This is a genomic window from Paraclostridium tenue (assembly GCF_039521565.1).
In the GTDB taxonomy this organism is placed as follows: Bacteria; Bacillota; Clostridia; order Peptostreptococcales; family Peptostreptococcaceae; genus Paraclostridium; species Paraclostridium tenue.
This window is the reverse complement of sequence record NZ_BAAACP010000002.1, coordinates 231,560-250,065: the sequence shown is the minus strand read 5'-3', so window position 1 is coordinate 250,065 and position 18,506 is coordinate 231,560. Positions and strand designations below refer to the sequence as shown.

Here is an 18,506-nt window from a genome sequence, read left to right as displayed (position 1 = left end):
TAATTATAAAAATATTACATAATAATGAAAAAACTCTGGAAAATGTTATCCTAGCATGTTATACTTTGATAGTCATGATAAATTTTTAAGAAGGAGAGGCAAAATGGTAAAGGCAATTTTAGGATTATTAGCAGTAATAACAGCAGGTTTTTCAACAGTTTATGTAAATGACTTTAGAAAAAACCAAGATAAAAACAAAGGAGGAATACTTAAAACAGGTATATTTATAGGATTTATAACAGATTTTTTAGATGCTATAGGGGTAGGATCTTTTGCAACAACTACAGGAATTTTAAAATTAAATAAAAATATACATATACCAGATAAAGTATTACCTGGAACATTAAATGTTGCACATGCATTGCCAATGATTGTTCAAGCATTTATGTCATTAAATTCAATAGAAGTTGATTTATTAACTTTAATAAGTATGATAATAGCAGCTGTAGTTGGTTCTTGGGTAGGAGCGGGTATAATATCTAAGCTACCAGAAAAGAAAGTTCAATTAACTATGGGAATTGCTTTAGTGGGTACAGCTATATTAATAGTACTAGGACAATTTGAATTGATGCCATCAGGTGGAGAAGCTATGGGACTTAGTGGGATTAAGTTAGCAATAGGTATAGCTGGAAACTTTGTGTTAGGAGCACTTATGACAGCTGGTATAGGATTATATGCTCCATGTATGGCTATGGTTGCATTATTAGGAATGAATCCAAAAGCAGCATTTCCTATAATGATGGGAGCCTGTGCATTTGTTGGGCCAATAGCTAGTATTAAGTTTGTAAAAGAAAAAGCTTATGAAAGAGAAATATCTATGGGAATAACTATAGGTGGTGTAGTAGGATCTATTTTAGCACTTTTATTTGTTACTAATATGCCAGTATATTGGTTAAAATGGTTAGTAGTAATTGTTGTAAGTTATACAGCAGTAACTATGTTTAAGTCAGGATTAAGTAAAGATAGTGTTATTGAAATTAATCAAGTTAGTTAATATATAATATAAAATAAAACTATAAAACTTAAAAATTTTTAAGTTTTATAGTTTTTTATTATTATAAAAAAGAATAATGGGTAAAAGTTATATATAATAAAAATATGAGTAAAATAATTGCAACAAATGAAAAAGAGAGGTAACATCATGAAAAAACAAGATAAAGAATGTAGAAAAGTTGAAACAAATTCATATGAAAAGTTATTTATACCCCAAAATACACCATATGAAGAATTGTTTGAAGGTGGATCTATAGAAGAATTAACAGATGAAACACCATATTCTTTTATACATCCAAATCATTATGAGGTAGAAGAACTTTTAGAAAAAAGTAAAAGTGACAAATAATACAAATAGTAACAAAGACAACACTAAATAAATATAATATTTTGAAATACTTATATTTATATATTAAGGAGAATGAATATGAAAATAAGCTATAAAACTTCAGGGTGTTGTTGTAAGCAAATCAATTTAGAAATAGATGAAAATAATATAATAAAAGATGTTGAATTTATTGGTGGATGTGCGGGAAATTTAATAGGAATAAGATCATTAGTTATAGGGAAAAAAGCTGATGAAGTAGCTAAAAAGTTAAAAGGAATACCTTGTGGCACAAAATCTACTTCTTGTCCTGATCAATTATCAAAGGCAATAATATCAAATATATAAATTATAAAAAGACAGGCTTGTAATAGCCTGTCTTTTATTGTCGAAAATATAGACTAATTTAACTAATAATGATATAGTTTGTATTAATAATTGATAGGGGAGATAAATATGTTAGGAGTAAATCAAAAACTTAAGATTAATGATAAAAATAAACTAGCAACTGTACTAACTATAAGTATGTCAGTATGTTTAGTCTTATTATATATGTTTGTTTTAATATTTTTATTTAAATTTGATTTAAACAACAGTATAAAACCAGAGTATTTTATAAGATTTTTTAATATATTGCTTTCATTTTTAGCAATAACAAGTTGTTTGCTTTGCTATAGTAGTAGCAAGAAAGAAGAACTTTTTATAATATCATTAATGTATATTATATTTTTTGTGGATATAGTTTTAGGGATATTTGATAATTTAACTTTAGAAAATACTATTATGAGTATGAAGGGATATATTGCAATATCTACATCTATAATGAGAATAATTATAATTTTAATAACAGCTTTTCCATTTAAAAAAATTAGAAAACTTATAATGGATAATAAACTTTTAGTTATAAGTTTAGTTTTTGTAGGAGCAATATGTTTTGGATATTTAGATCGTGAAAGCATTATATTTCCTATGAATAAAGATACTAATTTCTTTATAGGATATAATCTTTTATTAGTTATTATATATACAATAACAAGTTTTATATTTTTGAGAAAAGGAATAAAAGAAAATGATTATACATATTCAGTAATAGGTGCTAGTATATTAATGCTTTGGATTAAAGCTATATATGCTATTACAGGAGCTAATAAGCCTATAATAGATATAAAACTTATATCTACATCTATAACATATATGGCATTTATAACAATTATAGTAGGTTTATTTTTAGAACTTATAATAAGTGTAAAGAAAAAAAGAGAATTAAAAGAGGAAATAAAAATATTTTATAATTTAGTAGAAGAAAACAAGCAAAGTTGTATATATATATATGTGATTTGGAAGGAAATATAATTTATTCTAATAAAAAAATTAAATCATACTTTTTTAAAGATGAGGAGTATGATAAAGATAAATTAACAAGTAAAATAAAAGATAGCATTTCAACTATAAACAAAGAAGTTTTAGAAAATATAAAGCTAAGCATGAAAAATGAAGGGTGCTGGAATGGAAAAATAGAATTAAATTCGGGAAAAAATATAATTGATTGTAGTGCACAAACTGTACTAGATAATAGTACACAAATTATAGGTGATTCTAATGAACAAGATATAGAAGGCAAATCTGTTAAATTGGTAGTAACATTTACGGATGTAACTGAAGAACATAGAATGGAAAAATATATTATGGAATATGAAAAGATGAAAAATCATGAGAAAGTGAAAAATGAATTTTTTGCGAATATAAGTCATGAATTAAGAACTCCTTTAAATATATTTTATTCAATTGTACAATTGCTAGATTTAAAAATATGTAATAATGAAGAAGACTTTAGAAAATCCTATGGTAAATATAGACAAAGTCTAAAATTAAATTGTCAAAGAATGCTAAGGCTTATAAACAATATAGTAGATATAACTAAAATAGATGTGGGTTGTACAAAGCCTAATATAGTAAACTGTGATATTGTAAGATTAATAGAGGAAATAACAATGTCTGTTATAAGTTATGCAAAGCAAAAGGATATAAATATATTATTTGATACAGATATAGAAGAGCTTATAATTAAATGTGACCCTGAGATGATAGAAAGGGTAATGTTAAATTTATTATCTAATTCTATTAAATTTACAAACCCAAATGGTAATGTATTTGTAGATATACACATTAATAAAGAATGGGTACAAATAATAGTTGAAGATAATGGAATAGGTATACCACTGCATATGCAAGATTTAGTATTTGAACGCTTTGTACAAGCGGATAAGTCTTTAAATAGAGCAAATGAAGGAAGTGGAATCGGACTAAGTATAGTTAAGTCTATAATAGAATTAAATGGAGGAGAAATATATCTAGAAAGTGATGGTAAGAATGGGACTGAATTTGAAATTTTATTACCTAATAAGAAATTATTAGGAGATACAGTAGAAGATGAGAGAAAAGATTATAAAGTTGATGTTCAAAAAATTGAATTAGAATTTTCAGATATATATGAATTATATTAATATATTAAGGTTAAAATTAAAAAAATTTGAAATTAATATCTTATTATATTACAATAGATTAGATTAATTGGGAATTGGGCTGAAAGGAAAGTGTATGGGTAAATTTAGTTTATTTAGCAAATTTAATGTGCTTATTGTGATTAATATTATTGTTTTTTTGTATTCAAAGGTTAATATATATGCAGGGTTTGAGCATATAAATTTTAACAATGCAAATATAGAACAAGGTATAAGTCAATCAACCATAGATGTAATATTTCAAGATAGTAAAGGTTATATATGGCTAGGTACTAATGATGGATTAAATAAATTTAATGGATACGACTTTAAAGTTTATAATTATGAAGAAGAAAATAATAGTATAAGTAATAGTCATATAACAGATATAGTTGAAGATAACCATGGGAATATATGGATAACTACATCTAAGGGAGTTAATAAATTAAATCCTGACACTGATGAAATTACTAATTATACAGAAGAAAACAATTTAATATCTAGTGATAATGCTACAGAAGTAATACTTAGTAAAGATAATAAAATAATAGTTGCTACATCTAATGGATTAAATGTCTATGATGAAAAAGAAAATAGATTTAAACAAGTATTAGGCAAAGAAAAAGATTTAATATGTAAGTTTATGTACTCAATAGATGAAGATAATTTAGGTAATATATGGATAGGAACTAAAAAAGGTGTTGTTAAAGTATCTAAAGATTTCAAGATACTTAAAAGTTATCCTGCAGACAACAAAAAAAATTCTGTAGGCGAAGGCGATGTATATAACATATATTGCGATGATGAGAATGGATATGTATGGGTTGGAAGTGCAAACTCAGGTTTATCTAAGATAAATATGAAAAATAATAATATAACTAGGTATAAACATAATACGTCAGATTCAAAGTCTTTACCTAGTTCTGCTATAGGGGCGATAACTAAAGATAGTAAAGGAAATATATGGATTGGTACTTCTAATGGACTTGCAAAATACAATAAAAGAGAAGATAACTTTTACGTTTATCAACATAAAGTATATGATAAAAATAGTTTAATTAATAATAATGTAAAAAGTTTAATGGAAGATAGTGAAGGCCTTATATGGGTAGGAACATATTCAGGGATAAGTATGTTTGATACGGAAAGTGAAATTAAGCACTATAAAGCTGGTTTAGACAAAGATTATTTACTAAATGAAAATATAGTTCATGGTATATATGAAGATGATGATGGGTATTTGTGGGTAGGAACTAATTCAAAAGGTGTAAATATAATAGATAAAAAACACAATAAATCTAAATTTATGAATTCAACTACCAATAAAGAATTTATAAATGATTCTATAAATGATATAACAGGAAAAGGTAATATTATTTATATAGCGACAGATGATGGTCTTATAAAGTTTGATAAGTCTAATAATGTTTTAAAACATTATAATGTAGAAGATGGATTATTAGATGAAAAAGTAACAGATGTATTAATTGATAGTAAAGGCTATGTATGGCTAGGCACTCCAGATGGAGTGAATATACTAAATCCAAAAACTAATAAATTTATAGATATAAATAAATTTGTAAATAATGGACAAGCTCCAAATAGATATGTTAGACATATATATGAAGATAGTGAAGGAAATTATTACTTAGGCTTTTTAGAACAACAAGGATTAAGTGTTATTAATACAAAGGATAAAACTATTAAAAATTATAAATATAATAAAAATGACAAAAATAGTATAAGTAATAACCATGTAAGATATATAAATGAAGATGGCAAAGGAAATATTTGGGTAGGTACAAGTTATGGATTAAATAAATTTGATAAAAAAACTAAAAAATTTAAAAGATATACAACAAAAGATGGAATAGCAAATAACACTGTATATGGCATATTAGTAGATAATAAAGACAATATTTGGATAAGTACTAATAAAGGAATATCTAAAATAGATACAATTAACAATAAAGTACAAAATCTAGGTGTAATAGATGGGCTTCAATCAAATGAATTTAATGGTAATGCTGCTTTTAAAAACAATAAAGGAGAGTTTTTCTTTGGAGGAGTAAATGGACTAAATTCATTTTATCCAGATAAAATAATAAAATCAGGAGAAAAGCCTAACTTGATATTTGATAGATTTATTGTAAATAATAAAGAATACAGTAATATAGATAAGATGAAATTTAATGAAAATACTGATACTATAACTATAAAATTCTTTACATCAAATTATTCAAGTTTTCAAAATACAACATATGAATATAGTTTAGAAGGAACAAGTAAAAATGTTGTAAAAACTAAGGATAATCATGTTACATATAATGATTTACCTCCAGGAAAATATACATTTAAAGTTAAAGCTATAGATTCAAGTGGAAATATAAGTGATGAAAAACAAGTTAAATTTACTATAAAACCTCCATTTTGGTTAAGTGGATATGCATTTGTATTATATATATTAGCAATAATTATATTTATAATAAATCATAAAAATAAAGTTAAAAGATTAGATAGATTGGTACAAAAGAAAACATTAAGGTTAAGAGAAGAAATGGAAAGAAATACAATTTTATTAAATAAAAATATAAAGTTAGAAAGAAATAAAAATAGTTATTTTGTAAATTTATCTCATGAATTAAGAACGCCATTAAATGTAATAAGTAGTACTAATCAATTGATAAATGAATTGATAAGAAAAGATGGAAATATAAAAAAACACAACCTAAGTCATTATATAGATGTATCACAACGAAATTGCAAGAGGTTATTAAATCTTATAAATAATATAGTAGATAGTACTAAGTTACAAAATGATATGTACGTTATTTCTTTAAAAGAAACTGATATAGTATACTTAGTTGAAGAAACGGCTTTAACTTTAATAGATTATGTAAAGACTAAAGGTATACATTTAATAATAGATCCAGAAATAGAAGAAAAAACAATAATGTGTGATAGTCATGAAATAGAAAGATGTATTGTTAATTTAGTTGGAAATGCCGCTAAATTTACACCAGAGGGCGGAAATATAACTATAACAATTAAAGATTTAGAAGATAGAGTTATGATTAGTGTTTTAGATACTGGTATAGGAATAGATGAAAAATATCATAAAGTTATATTTGATAGATTTAGTCAAGTCGTGGATTTAAACAATGAAGTTAAAGGTGGTAGTGGATTAGGCCTTACTATAACTAATCATATAATTAAACTTCATAAAGGTGAAATCTATGTAGAAAGTAAAGTTGGAGAAGGTAGTAATTTTGTAATAATACTTCCTGTAAATCCTAATATAGAAGATGAAAATAAATATGTAGAATCTAATGTAGAGCAAATATAATTAAAAGCGGATACTAATTAAAGTATTCGCTTTTTAAATAAATTAATAATAAAATTATAAAAAAGTATTTACAAAAAACACTAATATATGATATATTATATACATAAGTTAATGAAATACGGAGAGGTGTCCGAGTGGTTTAAGGAGCTGGTCTTGAAAACCAGTGACTCCGAAAGGGGCCGTGGGTTCGAATCCCACCCTCTGCGCCAGTTAGTAAAGTACCTATTATTTAGGTGCTTTTTTCATTTGTAACAAATCATTTAAGAATTTATACTTAAATTTAAATAAAATAAAAGAACATGTAAAAAATAAAGAAGTTAGATAAAGCATATAAGACCTGTATATATACAGGTCTTATATGCTTTATAATATAAAGGGAGGTGATAAGTTTGAAAATAAGTACTTTAAAAACAATTATTGAAAACAATACAGAAAAAAATAGGCATAATGCTGGATTTATGTTGTATAAAAATAATTTAGTAAGTAACAGTTATATAAAAAAAGAAAATAGTAATATAAATTTTTATGCTACAGTAGCTAATGAATATTATAATGAATTAAATACTACATTAGTTGTAATAAATGATAAAACACATAGACTTGTAAATACAAGTTGTGATTGTAATGATTGGTTAAGCAAGAGTAGTGAAAATACTACATTTATATGTAAACATATGGTAGCTACGATTTTTAAGTGTATAGATGATTTAACAAGGAAAAAACTACAAAAAAATACACAAACATCTAAATTTAGTAATAATGAAATAAATTATGTAAATGTGAAAATTAGTGCAAGTATATCTAATGATAAAAATAATAATTTAAACTTTTCTTTTAAAATAGGTGATTTTAATAAATCTAGATGCATTGATATATACAATGCATACAAGGAAAATAAACGACTATATAAGATAAAAGAATCAACATATTTAGATTTGCATAATAAAGACATTAAAGACCTTCTAGAATTAATAGATATAATTAAAACATCAGATGAAATTGATAACATTAAGATTGAAAGTAACAAAGCTATATACATAGATAATTATATAAAGGAAAATAATATAAATTTTATAACTGGAAAAGAATATATAGAAAGAATAACAAGTAAATTTGATAATGATAACAAATATGAATTTAATATACCTAATGAATTAAAAGACATATTAAGATATTATCAAAAAGAAGGTGTTAATTGGTTTAATAATATAAGTTATTATAAATTCGGGGGAATATTAGCTGATGAGATGGGACTTGGAAAAACTCTCCAAACGATAGCTTTTATTATGAACAACAAAAATTCAAAGAGTATAATAATAACTCCAACTTCCCTTATATATAACTGGAAAAGTGAATTTGATAAATTCGCACCTAATATAAAATTGGGAATAGTTCATGGGGATAAGAAAAAAAGAGAAGAAATAATTGATAAATCAAATAAATATGATGTTATATTAACTACATATTCAACAATAAGAAATGATTTAGAAAAATATAAAGATAAAATATTTGATTATTGTATAATAGATGAGGCTCAAAATATAAAAAATCCAGATGCAATAATAACTAAAACTATTAAGTGTATAAATTCTAAGGTAAGGTTTGCACTAACGGGTACACCAATAGAAAATAATTTATTAGACTTATGGTCTATATTTGACTTTATTATGCCAGGATACTTATATGATAAGACAGAATTTAAAAATAAATTTATTAACTATGAGAATACAAATAAATTAAAAAATTTAATTGAGCCATTTATATTAAGAAGAACGAAAAAAGAGGTTATTAAAGAATTACCTGATAAAATAGAAAGAAAATTTATTGTAGAGTTAAATAAAGAACAAAAGAAAATATATGATATTTATAACAAAAGCGTATTAGAAAAAATTAAAAATAATAAAGATGAAAATGATAATATAACTATATTCTCTTATTTAACAAAACTAAGACAATTATGCCTTCATCCTAAAATTTTACTAAAAGATTACAATGGAAAAAGTTCTAAAGTTGATATTTGTATAGATATATTAAAAGATTATATAGAAAATAATAGAAAGATACTTTTGTTTTCACAATTTACTAGTGTTTTAAAATTTATGGCAAATGAAATAGAAAAAAATGATATAAAATATATGTATTTAGATGGCAAAACAAAATCTGAAGATAGAGTAAAATTAGTAAATGAATTTAATAAAAATAATGAAGTTAAAATATTTTTAATATCATTAAAAGCAGGGGGAACAGGTCTTAATTTAACTAGTGCAGATACAGTGATAAATTTTGATCCATGGTGGAATATATCTGTTGAAAATCAAGCAAGTGATAGAGCTCACAGATTAGGCCAAAAAAATGTAGTTGAAGTTATAAAATTAATATCAAAAGATACTATAGAAGAAAAAATTATAAATTTGCAAGAAAGTAAAAAAGCATTAATAGAAGAGATAATTGATAATAGACTTTCTAATTCTAAAGCATTAAGTAAGTTAAGTAAAGAAGAGTTAATAAGTTTATTTAAATAAAAATTATTTTGTTTTAAAATAAAAAGCTTTATAGATTTTAAATGTGTAACAAAACTTCAAAATATTACATACTAGTATATAAGTAGAATATTCTACTTATATACTAGTACAGGAGATGTATATAATGGGAAAGAAAAAAGTTGAAGAGAATATAAAGAAAGTTACTAAACCTGTAAAAGATGTAGGAAAAGAAGTACTAAATGGAGCAGGCAATATCAGTAAAGAAACTATAAACACTGGATTAAATGTAGGGAAAGATGTATTAAATGGTGTAGGAAATATTGCTAAAGAAACTATAAGCACAGGGGTTAATGTAGGTAAAAAAGTTAAAGAAAATATTAAGGGTAAATAATTATTAAAAGGGAGTAATAAACTCCCTTTATTATTTAATATGTAAATGTTGGGATGAGCAAAAAATGACAAAAAGCGACAAGTATTATAGTTTATAATATCTACATAATATACATATTGAAAGGAGATTTATGACATTGGGGAATAATCTAGAGTTATTAAAAGAAGCATATAAATTATTATTAGAGGGAGATGAAATACTAAAAGAGTATTTTGATTATGAAGTTGATATCAAAGATAGATTTGTAGATGAAGAAAATGAAATAATCATTATAAAAGACAATTTAGGGAAATACATACAATACGATGTATATGATTGTTATACGGCATTAATAAAAGTTTCAAAGCTTTATAGTAATATTAAACTACATAAGGTATGCAAAAGATTGAAAGAAATAAGTATAGAAGCTGAAATGATTCACTAAGTTTAGTAACTAGCCTTAAACTATATAGTTTAAGGCTATATTTATATAATTTCATTATATAAATATAAATTTAATATGATATAATAAAAGAAAATTAAAAAGGGTAAATAAAAATATAAAGGAAATTTAACATTATGAAAGTTACAATAAAAGATGTGGCAAAAGAAGCTGGGGTAGCGACGTCTACTGTATCTAGAGTTCTATCAAATAATTCAAAAATAAGCGATGAAACAAAAGAAAAAGTACATAAGGCAATAAAAAAATTAAATTATAAACCAAGTGCTATAGCTAGAAGTTTAGCAAATAACAAAACTAGAATATTAGGTGTTATTTTGCCAAATGAAGCACAAGAATTTCTTGATAATTCATTTTTTCTAAATGCAATGAAGGGAATAAGTATTTATGCACAAAGTAAGGGATATTATATAACTTACGTATTTACAAAAGAAAATAAAAAAGAGTTAGATAGCATAATAGATATTATTGATGCAAAACTGATTGACGGAATAATACTATTAAGATCAGAGGAAAATGACAAAAGTATAAATTACTTAAAAAAAATTAAATTTCCTTTTTCAGTAATTGGAAGACCAGAAGATTCTACTGATGTATTATGGGTAGATAATGATAATTTTCAAGCTACTTATAATGTTGTAAATAAACTTATCCAAAAAGGACATATAAGTATTGGGTTTATTGGAGCTATTGAAAATTTAAATATGTCTAAAGATAGATTAAAAGGCTATAATATGGCTTTAGAAATAAACGGAATAAATTTAAATGAAAACCTTATAATACATGGAACTGATTTTACTGAGGAAGAAGGCTATATTTGTATGGAAAAATTGTTTGTAAATAACGATTTAAGTGCAATCATAACAACTGATGATTTGTTAGCATTTGGAGTTAGAAAATTATTAAATGAAAAAAATATAAAAAATATATCTTTAGTTGGGTTTAATGATACGAAATTAGATAAATATCAAAATCCACCACTAGCATCGGTAAATATTAATGCAGATGAATTAGGATATTATGCAACAAAACTTTTAATTGATAAGTTAGAGAATAATAGTTCTATAAACAATCATTATATTGTAAAAACTGAATTTATCGAAAGAGAATCATTTATATAATAAACCGCATATGTTCATATGTGGCTTATTATATGCAATCGATTGCTTGAGGTCTGGGAATATAAAAAATAAATGTTATGAAATTCTTGAAAACATTTTCAAGGAGTGCTATAATAAATCCATAAAAATCAATTTAACGAAGTGAAATAATATATTTTTTTAAAAAATAATGCAATCGGTTGCATTAAAGAAAGGGGATTTATAATGAGTAGTAAAACTAAACTAATATCTTTTGATTTCTGGCAAAAGTTAGGGAAAGCACTTTTAGTAGTTATAGCAGTAATGCCAGCTGCAGGGCTTATGGTCTCTATAGGTAAACTTATAGGTATGTCATCAGATGCCCATTTTATAATGACAACTGCTAAAGTTGTAGAAGACATAGGTTGGGGAATTATTGGTAACTTACATATATTATTTGCAGTAGCAATAGGAGGATCTTGGGCAAAAGAGCGTGCTGGGGGAGCATTTGCAGCAGTAATTGCTTTTATATTAATAAATCGTATAACAGGAGTTATACTTGGCGTTACATCAGATATGCTATTAGATCCAAATGCAACAGTAACATCATTAACAGGATATACGCTTTTAGTAAAAGATTATTTTACATCTATATTAGGGGCACCAGCTCTTAATATGGGAGTATTTGTAGGTATAATTTCAGGGTTTATGGGTGCAGTTCTTTACAATAAATTCTATAACTTTGATAAACTACCTAAAGCTTTAGCATTTTTCAATGGAAAACGTTTTGTACCATTTGTTGTAATTTTAGGGTCAGTAGTGGGGGCTATTGTTTTAGCTATAGTTTGGCCATTTGCACAAGGTGCACTAAATGCATTTGGTATGTGGATTGCATCTTCTAAAGATACGGCTCCAGTATTAGCACCTTTTGTATATGGAACTCTTGAAAGACTATTACTACCATTTGGACTTCACCACATGATAACAGTTCCTATGAATTATACGGAATTAGGAGGAATATATCAAATAGCAACAGGAGCAGCCGCTGGGACTACTGTTGCAGGTCAAGATCCATTATGGCTTGCATGGATAACAGATTTAATAAACTTAAAAGCTTCTGGAGATACTTCAGCATACAACCATTTATTGACAAGTATAACCCCAGCTCGTTTTAAAGCAGGTCAAGTAATATTATCAACTGCATCACTTGCAGGTATATCACTTGCAATGTATAAAAATGTAGATAAAGATAAAGCAAAAAAATATAAACCTATATTTATCTCTGCCATGTTAGCTTGTTTTCTAACAGGAGTAACAGAACCAATTGAATTTATGTTTATGTTTATATCACCAGTTTTATACTTAGTATATGCAGTACTTACTGGACTTGGATTTGCACTTGCAGATATAATCAATTTAAGAGTTCATGCCTTTGGATTTATAGAATTTTTAACTCGTACTCCAATGATGATAAAAGCAGGACTTACTATGGATTTAATCAATTTCTTCATATCATGTGCAGTATTTTTCTTCTTAAACTTTGGAATATTCAATTTCTTAATTAAGAAGTTTAATATTGCAACACCAGGACGTAGAGGTAATTATATAGAAGAAGGTAATGAAGAGGATAATAAAAAAGCTGATACAAATATGGCACAAGATGTTTTATCAAGTAAAATAATTAATTTACTTGGAGGAGCAGATAACATAGAAGATGTAGATGCGTGTATGACACGTTTAAGAGTAACAGTAAAAGATGTTAGCTTAGTTGGAAATGAAAAAGAATGGAAAGCATTAGGAGCATTAGGATTAATAGTTAAAGATAAGGGAGTTCAAGCTATATATGGACCTAAAGCAGATGTTTTAAAATCAAATATACTAGACATGTTGGGGGCGTAGTAAATTGAAACTTTTAACATTAAATTGTCATTCATGGCAAGAAGAAAATCAAATTGAAAAAATAAAATATATAGCAAAAACTATTAATGAAAAAGATTATGATGTAATAGCTCTGCAAGAGGTAAGTCAATTAATAGAAAAAGATAAAGTGTACGAAAATGTTAAAAGTGATAATTTTGCATTGCTATTACAAAATGAATTAAAAAGTTTGGGTAATAATCAATATGAATTTTATTGGGATGTAGCACATATAGGATATGATATTTATGAAGAGGGGCTTTGTCTTATGACAAAGCTTCCTATAGTTAATAAAGAAAGCTTTTATATTACAAATTCAATAAAACTTGATTTTTGGAAAACAAGAAAAATAGTTGGAATAGATGTTATTTATAAATCAAAAGAAATTAGATTTTTATCTTGTCACTTAGGATGGTGGAATGATAATGAAGAACCATTTAAAGAACAAGTAAAAAGACTTATTAATGAAACTGATAATGAAAAACTAGTTTTTTTAATGGGAGATTTTAATAATAACGCAAATATAAAAGGTGAAGGTTATGACTATCTATGTAATAAATTTTTTGATACATATAAACTTTCTAAAGTTAAAGATGAAGGAATTACAGTTAAAGGTAAAATTGCAGGCTGGGATGAAAATAAGCTAGATTTAAGATTAGACTTAATTTTATCTAATAAAGAAATTGATGTTGAAAGTTCTAATGTAATATTTAATGGAATAAATAAAAAAGTAGTATCAGATCACTACGGAGTAGAAGTTTGTATAAACGTAAAATAAAAACACAAGTTATGGAGGGTGACGTATATGAAAAAAATTTGGTGGAAAGAAGCTGTAGCTTATCAAGTATATCCAAGAAGTTTTTACGATTCAAATAATGATGGAGTTGGAGATTTAAGAGGAATAATAGAAAAATTAGACTATATAAAAGAATTAGGAATAGATATTATATGGGTGTCTCCTTTTTATAAATCTCCAAATGATGATAATGGATACGATATAAGTGATTATCAAGATATAATGAAAGAGTTCGGGAATATGAAAGATTTTGATGACTTATTAGAAGAGGTTCATAAAAGGGGTATGAGATTAATAATTGATTTAGTAATAAATCATACTAGTGATGAACATCCTTGGTTTATAGAATCAAGATCTTCAAAAGATAATCCAAAAAGAGATTGGTACATATGGAGAGATGGTAAAGAGGATAAAGAACCAAATAACTGGGAAAGTATATTTGGAGGATCAGCTTGGGTAAAAGATGAAAAAACTAATCAATACTACCTACATTTATTTACTAAAAAACAACCAGATTTAAACTGGAAGAATAAAGATATGAGAAATGCTATTTATGAGATGATGAACTGGTGGTTAGATAAGGGAATAGATGGATTTAGAGTTGATGCCATAAGCCATATAAATAAAGAGGAAGGTCTTTTAGATATGCCAAATCCTAATAATCTAAAGTATGTTTCTTCTTTTGATAAGCATATGAATGTAGAGGGTATACATGAATATTTAAAAGATATAAAAGATAATACTTATGGTAAATATGATGTAATGACGGTTGGAGAAGCTAATGGAGTAACTCCAGAGGATGCTCACATGTGGGTATCTGAAGAGGAAGGTAAATTTAATATGGTGTTTCAATTTGAACATTTAGATTTATGGAATAACAATATGGATAAATCTTTAGATTTAGTTAAGTTTAAGAAAGTATTATCTAAGTGGCAAAATAATTTACATAATATAGGTTGGAATGCTTTATTTATAGAAAATCATGATATACCTAGAATTGTATCTATGTTAGGAAATGATGAAAAATATTGGTATGAAAGTTCAACATGCTTAGGACTTATGTACTTTATGCAAGAAGGTACTCCTTTTATATATCAAGGACAAGAAATTGGTATGACTAATGTTGAATTTGAAAATATAGAAGACTATGATGATGTAAAAACTAAAAATAATTATTATTTAGGGTTAGAAGCTGGCGAAGATCATGAAAATCTTATAAAAAGAGCTTGGAGATTATCAAGGGATAATTCAAGGACTCCTATGCAATGGGATGATAGTGATTTTGGTGGATTTAGCAAAAACAATCCATGGATAAATGTAAATCCAAATTATAAAACTATAAATGTCAAAAATCAAATAAATGATGAAAATTCAATTCTTAATTTTTATAAAACTATGATAAAAATAAGAAAGTCAAATGAAGTGTTGATTTATGGAGAATATAAGTTAATCTTAGAAGATGATAAAAATATATATGCATATGAAAGAGTTTTAGGAAATGATAAGTTTGTGATAATTGCAAATATGTCTAATGAAAAAGTTATGTATAATTATAAAGATATTAAATTAAAGTATGAGAATTTAGTAATATCTAATTTAGAAGTGAAAAATCATGAAATAACAAACAACTTTGAATTAAGACCTTGGGAATGTAGAATGTACAAGATTTAATAAAAGGGGATTATATGACGGAAAAAGAGAAAATGTTAAGTGGGAAAGCTTATATAGCATCAGATGAAGAAAGAGTAGTTTTACTAAAAAAAGTTATTTGGATCTACTGGAGAAAATATTTATATAGAACCAAGTTTTAAATGTGACTATGGATCTAACATTTATATAGGAGATAATTTTTACGCTAATTTTAATTGTATAATGTTAGATGTTTGTAAAATTAAAATAGGGAAAAATGTAATGCTAGCACCAAACGTTCAAATTTATACGGCATATCATCCAATAGATGCAAAACTCAGAAATTCAGGTGTTGAGTATGGAACTTATGTAACTATATGAGATAATGTAGTTATAATAAAATTAGTAATAAAGTATAACTTTTCACATATAAAAACTAATAAAGAAATTTTTATATGTGGAGGGTCTATGGAAAGTTTATTATCTAAAATAGATGAAATGAAAAAAAATTTACAACAAAAAGATATAAAATCTATAAAAAAAAGTAAATTTAAAACTATATCCACAAAAGATATTAATAGTAAAAATTTGCAAATTATTAATACATATAATTATTATGTAAAATTAACTAAAAGAGTTAAAAAATATATAAATGCAGATGAATATATAATATTTGAAACTAGAAAAGATATATGCAATAGATTGATATGCTTGGTAACGAAGTTAATTAAAAGTGAATTAGAAATATTTATGAAAGTAGATATACGAATAATAACTGGTAATACAAAAGATACATATATGGACTGTGCTTACTACAATATAAATGATGAAGGTGTTTTATACATAAAGGAATTTTCATCAGGTAAACCCAATAATGGATATGGTAAAATTTTATTAATGAATTTAGATTATGTAGTCAATAAAATAAATATTAAATTAGATTTATACAATCATTATTTTGAGGATTATAAGTTTAATTATATAAAAAAAATAGAAGGTGTAGCTATACCTTATAAAACCATAATAAGTCAAGAAAATCTAAATAAAATATATAGAAAATATGGCTTTGAAGTAGATGAAAAAAATAATATGAAAATATCTAGATATATTGAAAATAAAGAATTAATTTATAACTAGAATACCAATTGAGTTTTTGGATAAATTAAATATGAAATATATTTATCATCTAGGAGGATTTATTATGGATAATAATAAAAATAGACATAAAGATAGAAAAAAAACTAATGCAGAAAAAAGAAAGATATTATTTGAACATGGTTCTGAAATAGGAATAGTAGATGGTAAAAAAATAGGAGCTAGGAATTCTGGTTCAACTAAAACTAGAGATGAAAAGCTATATGATAAGATAGGTAAAAAAGGGACTTATTAATTTTAAAATAGGTGTAATGATTTAATCATTACACCTATTTTTATTTATATATTAACACTTTTATTAACCAATAAATATAAAAAACATATTATATAAAAGAATGAGTAAATAAAAGGAGGGATTGATATGAAATATGTATCTTATAAAATAGGAAATATAGTAGATATACAAGATATTAAGAGTCAGCCATATAAATTTATAACTATAGCAACAAATCCATCTGATATATATACCTTTACTAGATTAATTTATAGTGATCAAACTTTAATACTTGATTGTGAATATAATAAATTGACTATTAAAGATTTAAACATTGGAGATAAAGTTATAGCTTACCATTCTAATGTAATGACTATGAGTATACCACCTCAGACTCAAGTATATATAATAGAAGTAAAATAAATATATAAATAAAAAATAAGCTATATAATGATTCACTATATAGCTTATTTTTTATTTATATAGATTGATATATCAATTTTATAGCTACTCCAATAGCCATAACCAAAAATATAGGTTTTATCAAAGTTGAACCTTTTTTTATAGCAACTTTAGCACCTATATATCCACCAATAATCATGGATATTGCATAAAATATTGCTATATTATAAAGTATTTGTCCATTAAATATAAATAATATAAGTGCTGTAAAATTACTAGTAAAATTTAATATTTTAGTATTAGCTGATGCATGTAAAAAATCAAATCCATATATTTTAATAAGAGCAAATACTAAAAAGGTTCCTGTACCAGGCCCAAAGAATCCATCATAAAATCCTAATGAAAATGCCATTATTATTCCTAATTTAATATTTTTACTAGTAAGTGTTTCGAATGTGTTTTCAGATCCAAGATCTTTTTTTAAATATGTATATATTGCAACTACTAAAATCATTATAAAGACTAATATATTTAAAATAGTATCACTTATAGATAAAACACATTTAACTCCTAATATACAACCCAAAATTGTAAATGGAATAAGTTTTTTTAGTAATTCATTATTAGTTTTTCCAGATTTTGTATATCGATAAGCACTGGAAAAACACCCAAAAGCACCAGCAAACTTATTAGTTCCAAGTGCTAAATGAGGAGAAAGTCCTGCCATTAAAAGTACGGGCATACTTATAAGACCTCCACCTCCAGCTATCGAATCAATAAAAGCAGCTAAAAATCCTCCAAAGCAAAGAAAAATTATTGTAAGCATAAACCCTCCA

The 18,506-nt window shown here is 25.2% G+C and carries 19 protein-coding genes and 1 tRNA gene; 19 read left to right on the top strand and 1 reads right to left on the bottom strand.

Annotated features, from left to right (window positions below):
* Positions 1-103 precede the first annotated feature (103 nt).
* From ABFX13_RS02980 to ABFX13_RS02890, 19 genes are all read left to right on the top strand, one after another.
* A complete protein-coding gene (locus tag ABFX13_RS02980; RefSeq protein ID WP_346042203.1) occupies positions 104-994 on the top strand; it encodes a TSUP family transporter in 891 nt (296 codons plus the stop codon).
* 147 nt (positions 995-1,141) lie between these two features.
* Positions 1,142-1,342 carry a hypothetical protein gene (locus tag ABFX13_RS02975; protein WP_346042201.1) on the top strand — a complete coding sequence of 67 codons (201 nt, stop codon included), beginning with the start codon at positions 1,142-1,144 and terminating at the stop codon, positions 1,340-1,342.
* Positions 1,343-1,420: 78 nt separating this feature from the next.
* Positions 1,421-1,666, top strand: coding sequence for a TIGR03905 family TSCPD domain-containing protein (locus tag ABFX13_RS02970; protein ID WP_346042199.1), 246 nt, complete (start codon positions 1,421-1,423; stop codon positions 1,664-1,666).
* A gap of 108 nt (positions 1,667-1,774) precedes the next feature.
* Positions 1,775-2,671: a hypothetical protein gene (locus tag ABFX13_RS02965; RefSeq protein WP_346042196.1), complete on the top strand. Its 897-nt coding sequence runs from the start codon at positions 1,775-1,777 to the stop codon at positions 2,669-2,671.
* Complete coding sequence (locus ABFX13_RS02960) at positions 2,656-3,822, top strand: sensor histidine kinase (protein WP_346042193.1); 1,167 nt, start codon at positions 2,656-2,658, stop codon at positions 3,820-3,822. Before ABFX13_RS02965 ends, ABFX13_RS02960 begins: the two co-directional genes overlap by 16 nt.
* Positions 3,823-3,979: 157 nt before the next feature.
* A complete protein-coding gene (locus ABFX13_RS02955; protein WP_346042191.1) occupies positions 3,980-7,165 on the top strand; it encodes a ligand-binding sensor domain-containing protein in 3,186 nt (1,061 codons plus the stop codon).
* 120 nt (positions 7,166-7,285) lie between these two features.
* Positions 7,286-7,374 (top strand) — tRNA-Ser (locus ABFX13_RS02950).
* 180 nt (positions 7,375-7,554) lie between these two features.
* Complete coding sequence (locus ABFX13_RS02945) at positions 7,555-9,687, top strand: DEAD/DEAH box helicase (RefSeq protein WP_428833847.1); 2,133 nt, start codon at positions 7,555-7,557, stop codon at positions 9,685-9,687.
* A 124-nt stretch (positions 9,688-9,811) separates the two neighbouring features.
* Entirely contained in the window at positions 9,812-10,039 is a 228-nt protein-coding gene (locus ABFX13_RS02940) for a hypothetical protein (protein WP_346042185.1), read from the top strand.
* A gap of 136 nt (positions 10,040-10,175) precedes the next feature.
* Positions 10,176-10,463, top strand: coding sequence for a hypothetical protein (locus tag ABFX13_RS02935; RefSeq protein WP_346042182.1), 288 nt, complete (start codon positions 10,176-10,178; stop codon positions 10,461-10,463).
* A gap of 134 nt (positions 10,464-10,597) precedes the next feature.
* The gene (locus tag ABFX13_RS02930; RefSeq protein ID WP_346042180.1) at positions 10,598-11,599 is read left to right on the top strand and encodes a LacI family DNA-binding transcriptional regulator; all 1,002 of its coding nucleotides are present in this window, start codon (positions 10,598-10,600) and stop codon (positions 11,597-11,599) included.
* 204 nt (positions 11,600-11,803) lie between these two features.
* On the top strand, positions 11,804-13,456 hold the full coding sequence (locus ABFX13_RS02925; protein ID WP_346042178.1) for a PTS transporter subunit IIBC: 1,653 nt from the start codon (positions 11,804-11,806) through the stop codon (positions 13,454-13,456).
* Positions 13,457-13,460: 4 nt separating this feature from the next.
* On the top strand, positions 13,461-14,252 hold the full coding sequence (locus tag ABFX13_RS02920; protein ID WP_057578174.1) for an endonuclease/exonuclease/phosphatase family protein: 792 nt from the start codon (positions 13,461-13,463) through the stop codon (positions 14,250-14,252).
* A 27-nt stretch (positions 14,253-14,279) separates the two neighbouring features.
* Positions 14,280-15,941 carry a glycoside hydrolase family 13 protein gene (locus ABFX13_RS02915; protein ID WP_346042174.1) on the top strand — a complete coding sequence of 554 codons (1,662 nt, stop codon included), beginning with the start codon at positions 14,280-14,282 and terminating at the stop codon, positions 15,939-15,941.
* A gap of 14 nt (positions 15,942-15,955) precedes the next feature.
* Positions 15,956-16,081 carry a hypothetical protein gene (locus tag ABFX13_RS02910; protein WP_346042172.1) on the top strand — a complete coding sequence of 42 codons (126 nt, stop codon included), beginning with the start codon at positions 15,956-15,958 and terminating at the stop codon, positions 16,079-16,081.
* Between the two features lie 61 nt (positions 16,082-16,142).
* Positions 16,143-16,280: an LbetaH domain-containing protein gene (locus ABFX13_RS02905; RefSeq protein ID WP_346042170.1), complete on the top strand. Its 138-nt coding sequence runs from the start codon at positions 16,143-16,145 to the stop codon at positions 16,278-16,280.
* Between the two features lie 87 nt (positions 16,281-16,367).
* The gene (locus ABFX13_RS02900) at positions 16,368-17,036 is read left to right on the top strand and encodes a hypothetical protein (protein WP_346042168.1); all 669 of its coding nucleotides are present in this window, start codon (positions 16,368-16,370) and stop codon (positions 17,034-17,036) included.
* Between the two features lie 64 nt (positions 17,037-17,100).
* Positions 17,101-17,289 (top strand): hypothetical protein, encoded by a 189-nt coding sequence (locus ABFX13_RS02895; RefSeq protein ID WP_187005117.1) that lies wholly within the window; start codon positions 17,101-17,103, stop codon positions 17,287-17,289.
* Between the two features lie 126 nt (positions 17,290-17,415).
* Positions 17,416-17,691: a hypothetical protein gene (locus ABFX13_RS02890; RefSeq protein WP_346042165.1), complete on the top strand. Its 276-nt coding sequence runs from the start codon at positions 17,416-17,418 to the stop codon at positions 17,689-17,691.
* 55 nt (positions 17,692-17,746) lie between these two features.
* Here ABFX13_RS02890 and ABFX13_RS02885 read toward each other — a convergent pair whose 3' ends face one another.
* Complete coding sequence (locus ABFX13_RS02885) at positions 17,747-18,496, bottom strand: sulfite exporter TauE/SafE family protein (RefSeq protein ID WP_346042162.1); 750 nt, start codon at positions 18,494-18,496, stop codon at positions 17,747-17,749.
* Positions 18,497-18,506 lie beyond the last annotated feature (10 nt).